This is a genomic window from Haloarchaeobius marinus, from assembly GCF_051207415.1.
Taxonomy (GTDB): Archaea; Halobacteriota; Halobacteria; order Halobacteriales; family Natrialbaceae; genus Haloarchaeobius.
This window is the reverse complement of the sequence record NZ_JBPKGD010000009.1, coordinates 23,550-30,157: the sequence shown is the minus strand read 5'-3', so window position 1 is coordinate 30,157 and position 6,608 is coordinate 23,550. Positions and strand designations below refer to the sequence as shown.

Sequence of the window (6,608 nt, the reverse complement as noted above, 5' to 3'; positions counted from 1 at the left end):
CCCGCGTCCAGGCCGGCGAACGCCTGTTCACCGCCTACTGCGACGTCGACCAGGCCGACGAGGTCAAAGAAGCCTTCCGCCGCGCCTACAACAAGATCTCACCACCCTGCCGCATCGTCGTCGAACGCGGCCAGGAACAACTCATCGCGTAGGCTTTTTACGCCGCGCTCGAACCCCGTCGCATGGTCGACCTCGCCGTCGTCAACCGCGCCGAAACGTTCGAGCGCATGCACGCGCCACTCGCCGAGCGCGGGGTCTCCGTCCACCACGTCCAGGTCCGCGAGCGCACGATTCCTCTGTCCGCGGCCGACGCACCGTTCTCGCCCGACGAGTACGACGTCGGCTTCGTCTATCCGGGACGCGTGATGGAGGGCGACGTCGCCGCCACGATGCTCGACGTCCCCTGGGTGAACGGACGCGACGCCGTGTTGACGTCCCGGAACAAGGCCGGCGTCGTCGCCCGACTCGACCGGGCAGGACTTCCCGTCCCCGAGACGACCTACGTCTCGAACCCGGCCGACGAGGACGCCGTCGCCGAGGCGTTCGAACGGGTCGACCCGCCAGCGGTCGTGAAACCCAACTCGACGACGCGGGGCATCGGCGTCGCGAAACTGCCCGACGTCGACTCGTTCCTCGCGGTCACCGACTACCTCGACCTCGTCCACGACTACCGGGCGACCGGCGACAAGTCCTACCTCGTCCAGGAGTACGTCCCCGACGCGCGCGACTACCGGGTGATGGTGCTCGACGGCGAGTACGTCGGCGCTGTCGAGCGCCGACTCTCCGACGAGGCCCGGGCGACGGGGCGCTGGAAGCACAACGTCCACCGCGGCGCGACGGCGACCCCGGTCGACCTCGACCCCGAGTACCGGCGGCTGGCCGAACGCGTCGCTGCCGAACTCGACGTCACGTTCCTCGGCGTCGACCTGCTGGTCGGTCCCGGCGGCCCGGTGGTCAACGAGACGAACGCCCGCCCGACCATCGACGACGCCGACAAGTACGAGGACGACTTCTACGACCGGCTCGCGGACCTGATTCGCCGGACTGCCGAGTGACCGGCCTGCCGGTCACTCGCCCGTGACGGGCGGTTCGTCCTGACGGTACCACGAGACGGCGGCGGCGAGGACTATCAGTGCGCCAAGTGCGGTCCCGACCCAGTAGCCGCCGGGGACCCCGAGCGAGTCGAGGAACGACCCGATGGCGAACCCGCCGAGTGCCGTCGCGACGACCACGCCGGCGGCGAACAGCAGTCGCGTGAACAGGTTCCGGTCGACGAGTTCGCGTGCCATACGGGCCGTACCGCACTCGTCGTTATAAAAGGTACTCCCCGGGCGAGGAGCAGAAAACGTCTGTGGAGTCCGCTGCGACCGCGTCGGTGGTTACTGCAGGTCGATTCCGGCGGACGTGTCCGCACGTTCGAACGTCACTTCGAGGACGCCGTTGTTGTACGTCGCGGAGGCCGAGTGCTCGTCGACCCGTGCCGGAAGTTCGACGCGTTCGTGGTACTGTCGGTGCTCGCTCTCCGCACCGATGGTCAGTGCTTCGCCGTCGCATTCGAGTTTGATGTCGTCTTTTTCCACACCTGGAAGGTCCGCGATGACTCGTATCTCGTCGTCGGTCTCGTGGATATCGACGTGTGTGTCGGAACCGAAGCCTGCGTCGCCCTCGAATCGCATATCCACCGACCGGTCCCCCATCATCTCGTTCATCATCCGTTCGATCTCCCTGAAGAAGTCGTCGAACGGTTCGTCACGGTCGTCACGACGCATGACAGGTCCTAACGGCCGTCGCATCAAAAGCTTTCTGTCCTCCCCAACGCGGGGGTGGTCGCCCGAGTTAGAGACCCATTTCGAGGGCCTCGTTCGTCCGCTCGATGCTCTCCCGGGCGTCCGCCTCGCCGAGGATGGCCCGGATGGCGTCGACGTTCTCCGGGACCACGTCGGACTCCTGGTGGATGGCCTGGAACAGGTAGAGGTCGTCGTCCTCCATCGTGACGGACTCGCCCCAGATGCAGTTCTCCCAGATGTCGGCGCGGGGTCGGCCGACGTCCATCGCGTACTCCTTCAGCTTGCCGGCCCCGTCGATGTCCATGTACTCGGGGACGACGAACGTCCGGGACTCGCCGTCGAGCAGTTCGCGGACGTCGGCGGCGTCCGGCGTGGATTCGAGCGTGACGTTGATGCTGTGGGTGTGCATCAGCGTCGCGGGGACCTTCAGGCCGAGCGTGTCGATCGCGAGGTCGGGGAAGATGGTGTTCACGTCCGGGCCGTGGTGACTCGGTAGCGAGACCGGGTTCGGCAGGATGTCGTTTATCGGGCCGCGACCGGTCTGGGCCGGGTCGCCGCCGCGACGGACCAGCGTCGCGCGCACCTTCTCGATGCCGTACTCCTCCTGGAGGGGTGCGACGAGTCGGGAGAGCCCGGTCGTGTTGCAGGAGACGACGCGCGCCACGTCGGCACCCGTCGTCTCGTCGTAGTTGGCCCGCGCGTTGAAGCTCACGTCGGCGGCATCGGCGTCCTCGCCGCCCTGCAGGAGCGCCGGCGTGTCGCGTTCGGCGTACAGTTCGCAGTTGTCGGCACCGATGCCGGACGGACAGGCGTCGACGACCACGTCGGCGGCCGCGACGAGTTCGTCGACGGTGCCGGCCAGTTCGATGCCGGCCTCGTCGAACCGGTCAATCCGGTCCTCGATGGCGGCGTAGAGCGGGTAGCCCTTCGTCACCGCCGTCTCGGCCTCGAAGTTCGGGCGCGTCTTGGCGACGCCGACGACCTCCATGTCTGGCTGGGCGCGCACCGCGTCCGCGACCCGCTTGCCGATGGTTCCGTAGCCGTTGATGCCGACCTGTATCATGTTCGAAGGTGGAAAGCGACCGGGGATAATCGTTTCGAGGTTCCTACCTACCTCGGTTGCGAGTAAACGCGGGTTACCGCCCGGTGCTCGGGCGGTCCGAACCAGTCGTCGCGCCCCGGCGGTCGGACCCTGCGTATCGAATGCAGGGCGGTCGCCGAAGCAGGAGACGGGACGGACGACGACAGACCCCGGAACGCCCGGTCGCAGACGGCAAGTCATAACACGACGCCACCCGACCGGTTCGATATGACAGACCTCCGCGAACCGGCCGAGACCGCCGTCCGCCAGTGTCTCGACCTCCGGTCCGACGAGTCCTGCGTCGTCGTCACCGACGATGCCCGCGAACCCATCGGCGAGGCACTGTACGACGTCGCCGCCGAGATAACCGACGACGCGACGCTCCTGCGCTACCCGCCGGGCGACCAGCACGGCGAGGAACCGCCCGCACCGGTCGCCGCGGCCATGAAGGCCGCCGACGTGTTCCTCGCGCCGACGAGCAAGAGCATCAGCCACACCCGCGCCCGGGGCGAGGCCTGCGAGGCCGGCGCGCGCGGTGCGACCCTCCCCGGCATCACCGAGGAGGTGTTCGTCACCGGCCTCGACGCCGACTACGAGGACATCGCCGCCGAGTGCGACGCCATGCTGGCACAGGTCGAAGACGCCACCGAGGTCCGCGTGACCACCGACCTGGGCACCGACATCACCTTCGAACCCGGCGACCGCGAGTGGCGCTCGGACACCGGCATGGTCCACGAACCGGGCGCGTTCTCGAACCTCCCGGCCGGCGAAGTGTTCGTCTCGCCCGAGACGGCGAACGGCACGTACGTCGTCGACGGCACCATCGACCCCCACGGCCTGCTCGACGAGGGCGAGACAGTCACCATCGAGGTCGAAGACGGCTACGTCACGAGCACCGACTCGGCGGAGGTAGACGCGATGCTGGAGACCGCCGCCGACGAGGTCGGACGGGACGCCTACAACCTCGCCGAACTCGGCATCGGCACGAACACGGCGGTGACGGAACTCGTCGGGAGCGTCCTGCTCGACGAGAAGGCCGGTGGCACGGTCCACATCGCCTTCGGCGACGACGCCGGCATCGGCGGCGACACGAGCGCCCCCATCCACCAGGACGGCATCCTCAGGAATCCGACGGTGTATGCGGACGGCGTGGAAGTAGAACTTCCACGGCTGTGACGAACGGCGAAGCCGAACGACGGCGGGTCGGAGCCCGGTCGTCGGACCAGCCGAACCGGCGAGGCACCGCACAGTTTTAAGCCGTCGGGCAGGGAATCTCGGGTAGATGTTCGACACCGTCGTCATCGCAACCGACGGCTCCGAGAGCGTTCGGCGGGCCGTCGCCGTCGCCACGGACCTCGCCGAGCGCTTCGACGCCACCGTCCACGCGCTGTACGTCGTCGACGCCTCGGAGGTAGACTCCTCGCCGGAGTCCGTCCGTGAACAGTTCCGCGACGCGCTGGAGGAGAGCGGCGAGACGGCGCTGGCCGACGTCGCGTCCACGACCGACCGACCGGTCGAGACGGCGGTCCGGGAGGGGCGCCCTGCAGCCGAGATCTGCGAGTTCGCCCGCGAGGTGGACGCGGACATGGTGGCCATGGGGACCCGCGGCCGCCACGGCGAGAACCGCTTTCTCATCGGCAGCGTCGCCGAGCGCGTCGTCCGCACCTGCGAGAGCCCCGTGCTGACGGTGCGGCAGTTGCAGGAGGCGTAGGTTCTACACCCGGTACAGGAACGTCCGGAGCTCCGCCCACGCCGCGTCGTACGCGGTCCAGAACACGTGGTGCCCGGAGCCGGGCACGTGCACCAGCCGGCCGTCGGGCAGCGCCTCGGCGATCCCCAGGTCCGCCGCGCGTTCCTCGGGGTCCGTATCGGATTTCAGCACGAGCGTCGGAGCTTCGATGTCGGGGAACGCGCCGGGCGTGTTCCGGAACCCGGCTGCCGGGAGCAACGCGACGTTCGGGTCGCACTCCCTGTTCGCGACGGCGACGCGACGGGCGCGCTCGTCGTCCAGATCGTCGTGCTCGGCTGCGATTTCGGCGACGGACTGCTCGGCCAGGCGTTCGACGCGCTCGCGGACGAACGCTGCCATCTCCTCCGGGGACATGTCGGGTTCGCCGCGCCAGGCATCGGGGTCCTCCAGCACGACCCCGCGGGGGAGGTCGGGGTGCCGGGCGGCGGCCCAGGCGACCGTCGACCCGCCGGCGGAGTGACCGAACAGGACCGGACGGTCGAGTTCGAGGGCCTCCACGAGGCCGACGAGGTCGGCCACGCGGTCGTCGATGCCGTAGCCCCAGTCCGGACCGTCGGAGTTGCCGTGACCCCGGGCGTCGTAGGCGACCACGTCGAACGACTCGGCGAGGTCCTCGACGAGTGGGATGCGACAGCGGGCGTTCTCGTAGAACCCGTGGGCGAGCACGAGCGGCGGACCGTCGCCGGTCCGGTAGTACTGGAGGTCGATGTCGTTTGCGCGGACCGTGTCGGTGGTCCAGCCGTCGGGGGCGTCCATGCCACGACGGCCGGGATGGCGCTGTGAAAAGGTATCGATGGTGTGGGAGGGCATCACGGGGCGCCTCGACGGGGAACCGGCGGGTTCTTCCCGCTCCCGACTGTCTACCGGGTATGGACGAGGAACTCATCGCGGACGCGGACATGCCGCTCGCCCGGAAGTCGGTCCTCCCGGGCACCGGCTTCTTCGTGCCCGACGAGGTCGACGAGGAGCGACGCGAGCGCGAGGCGATGTCGGCGCTGGAGGGGAGGTCGGTCGCCGTCGTGGCCGACCCCGACGCCGACGGCCTGGCCTGCGTCGCGCTGCTGCGCGAGGCCTTCGGCGAGGCCGGACTCGTGCCCGCCGGCCCGCACGACCTGGAGGAGGGCATGGAACTCGTCGCGGAGTTCGGCGAGCCCGGCCTGGACGTGTTCGTCTGCGACCTCTGCCCGGACAGGTTCGAGTACGTCGAGGAGGAGCTCTACATGCTCCTCGAGAGCGCCGCCAGCGTTCGCTGGTTCGACCACCACCAGTGGGACCCCGAGGTCGAGACGGCCGTCCGCGACGCTGGCGTCGACCTCGTCGTCGGCGACGGCGAGGAGGAGTGTACCGCCGACGTGGCCGTCCGGTCGCTCGACTACGACTTCGACGACCGCTTCGTCGACCTCGCCGCCGTCACCCGCGACCACGACCTCTGGCTGCGCGAGGACGACCGCTCGGGCGACCTCGCGGACCTGGCGTACTGGCTGGAACCCGAGGAGTACGTCGACATCGTCGCCGAACACGGTGCAGACCTCCCACCGGAGGCGCTGGAGTTGCTCGCCGAGCGTCGCGTCGAGAAGGAGGCCCTCATCGAGAAGGCCGTCGAGCGCGGCGAACTGAAGGAGGTGAACGACTGGACCGTCGGCATCACCTACGGACGCTGCTCGCAGAACGAGGTCGCCGAGGCCTTCCGCGAGCAGGGCGCCGACGCGAGCGTCGTCGTCAAGCCCGCCGGGTCGGCCTCCATCCGGGGCACCGACGAGTTCGAGCGCTGCCACGAGGTCGCCGCACAGGTCAACGGCGGCGGCCACCCGAAGGCCGCCGGGTGCAAGCCCGACATCTACGACGACATGCTGGACTACGCCCACCACTGGACGACCCGGGGCGCGACCACGAAGCAGGTCATCCTCGACGCCTTCCGGAATCTGGAGGCCGAGGACGACGAGGGCGTGGAGACGGAACGGTAGGGCCGACTCGCGGGTTCGCTCTCGGG

Annotated in this window: 8 protein-coding genes and 1 pseudogene; 5 read left to right on the top strand and 4 right to left on the bottom strand. The window is 69.1% G+C overall.

What is annotated here, in order from left to right; translation table 11 throughout:
- Together rpl10e and ACSC1W_RS20630 are read left to right on the top strand one after the other, a co-directional pair.
- Positions 1 to 152: pseudogene (gene rpl10e / locus ACSC1W_RS20635) on the top strand (50S ribosomal protein L16); the annotation flags it as partial.
- A 30-nt stretch (positions 153 to 182) separates the two neighbouring features.
- A complete protein-coding gene (locus ACSC1W_RS20630) occupies positions 183 to 1,055 on the top strand; it encodes an ATP-grasp domain-containing protein (RefSeq protein WP_435349731.1) in 873 nt (290 codons plus the stop codon).
- Between the two features lie 12 nt (positions 1,056 to 1,067).
- Here the strand turns inward: ACSC1W_RS20630 and ACSC1W_RS20625 are convergent, their stop codons facing one another.
- From ACSC1W_RS20625 to ACSC1W_RS20615, 3 genes are all read right to left on the bottom strand, one after another.
- Complete coding sequence (locus tag ACSC1W_RS20625) at positions 1,068 to 1,289, bottom strand: hypothetical protein (protein ID WP_435349730.1); 222 nt, start codon at positions 1,287 to 1,289, stop codon at positions 1,068 to 1,070.
- A gap of 90 nt (positions 1,290 to 1,379) precedes the next feature.
- Entirely contained in the window at positions 1,380 to 1,769 is a 390-nt protein-coding gene (locus ACSC1W_RS20620; protein WP_435349729.1) for an Hsp20/alpha crystallin family protein, read from the bottom strand.
- A gap of 67 nt (positions 1,770 to 1,836) precedes the next feature.
- Complete coding sequence (locus ACSC1W_RS20615) at positions 1,837 to 2,850, bottom strand: type II glyceraldehyde-3-phosphate dehydrogenase (RefSeq protein WP_435349728.1); 1,014 nt, start codon at positions 2,848 to 2,850, stop codon at positions 1,837 to 1,839.
- 246 nt (positions 2,851 to 3,096) lie between these two features.
- Here ACSC1W_RS20615 and ACSC1W_RS20610 point away from each other — a divergent pair, with 246 nt between their 5' ends.
- Positions 3,097 to 4,044, top strand: coding sequence for an aminopeptidase (locus ACSC1W_RS20610; RefSeq protein ID WP_435349727.1), 948 nt, complete (start codon positions 3,097 to 3,099; stop codon positions 4,042 to 4,044).
- A gap of 106 nt (positions 4,045 to 4,150) precedes the next feature.
- On the top strand, positions 4,151 to 4,579 hold the full coding sequence (locus tag ACSC1W_RS20605) for a universal stress protein (protein ID WP_435349726.1): 429 nt from the start codon (positions 4,151 to 4,153) through the stop codon (positions 4,577 to 4,579).
- A gap of 3 nt (positions 4,580 to 4,582) precedes the next feature.
- Here ACSC1W_RS20605 and ACSC1W_RS20600 read toward each other — a convergent pair whose 3' ends face one another.
- Complete coding sequence (locus ACSC1W_RS20600) at positions 4,583 to 5,374, bottom strand: alpha/beta fold hydrolase (RefSeq protein WP_435349725.1); 792 nt, start codon at positions 5,372 to 5,374, stop codon at positions 4,583 to 4,585.
- 113 nt (positions 5,375 to 5,487) lie between these two features.
- On the opposite strand from ACSC1W_RS20600, the gene ACSC1W_RS20595 reads away from it, so the two are divergent.
- Positions 5,488 to 6,582 (top strand): DHH family phosphoesterase, encoded by a 1,095-nt coding sequence (locus ACSC1W_RS20595; RefSeq protein ID WP_435349724.1) that lies wholly within the window; start codon positions 5,488 to 5,490, stop codon positions 6,580 to 6,582.
- The last annotated feature ends 26 nt before the right edge of the window (positions 6,583 to 6,608 follow it).

Bases quoted from the DNA above. Each gene is read 5' to 3' on its own strand.
- ACSC1W_RS20595 (WP_435349724.1), top strand. From the start codon at position 5,488: ATGGACGAGGAACTCATCGCGGACGCGGACATGCCGCTCGCCCGGAAG.
- ACSC1W_RS20620 (WP_435349729.1), bottom strand. From the start codon at position 1,769: ATGCGTCGTGACGACCGTGACGAACCGTTCGACGACTTCTTCAGGGAG.
- ACSC1W_RS20605 (WP_435349726.1), top strand. From the start codon at position 4,151: ATGTTCGACACCGTCGTCATCGCAACCGACGGCTCCGAGAGCGTTCGG.
- ACSC1W_RS20610 (WP_435349727.1), top strand. From the start codon at position 3,097: ATGACAGACCTCCGCGAACCGGCCGAGACCGCCGTCCGCCAGTGTCTC.
- ACSC1W_RS20600 (WP_435349725.1), bottom strand. From the start codon at position 5,374: ATGGACGCCCCCGACGGCTGGACCACCGACACGGTCCGCGCAAACGAC.
- ACSC1W_RS20630 (WP_435349731.1), top strand. From the start codon at position 183: ATGGTCGACCTCGCCGTCGTCAACCGCGCCGAAACGTTCGAGCGCATG.
- ACSC1W_RS20625 (WP_435349730.1), bottom strand. From the start codon at position 1,289: ATGGCACGCGAACTCGTCGACCGGAACCTGTTCACGCGACTGCTGTTC.
- ACSC1W_RS20615 (WP_435349728.1), bottom strand. From the start codon at position 2,850: ATGATACAGGTCGGCATCAACGGCTACGGAACCATCGGCAAGCGGGTC.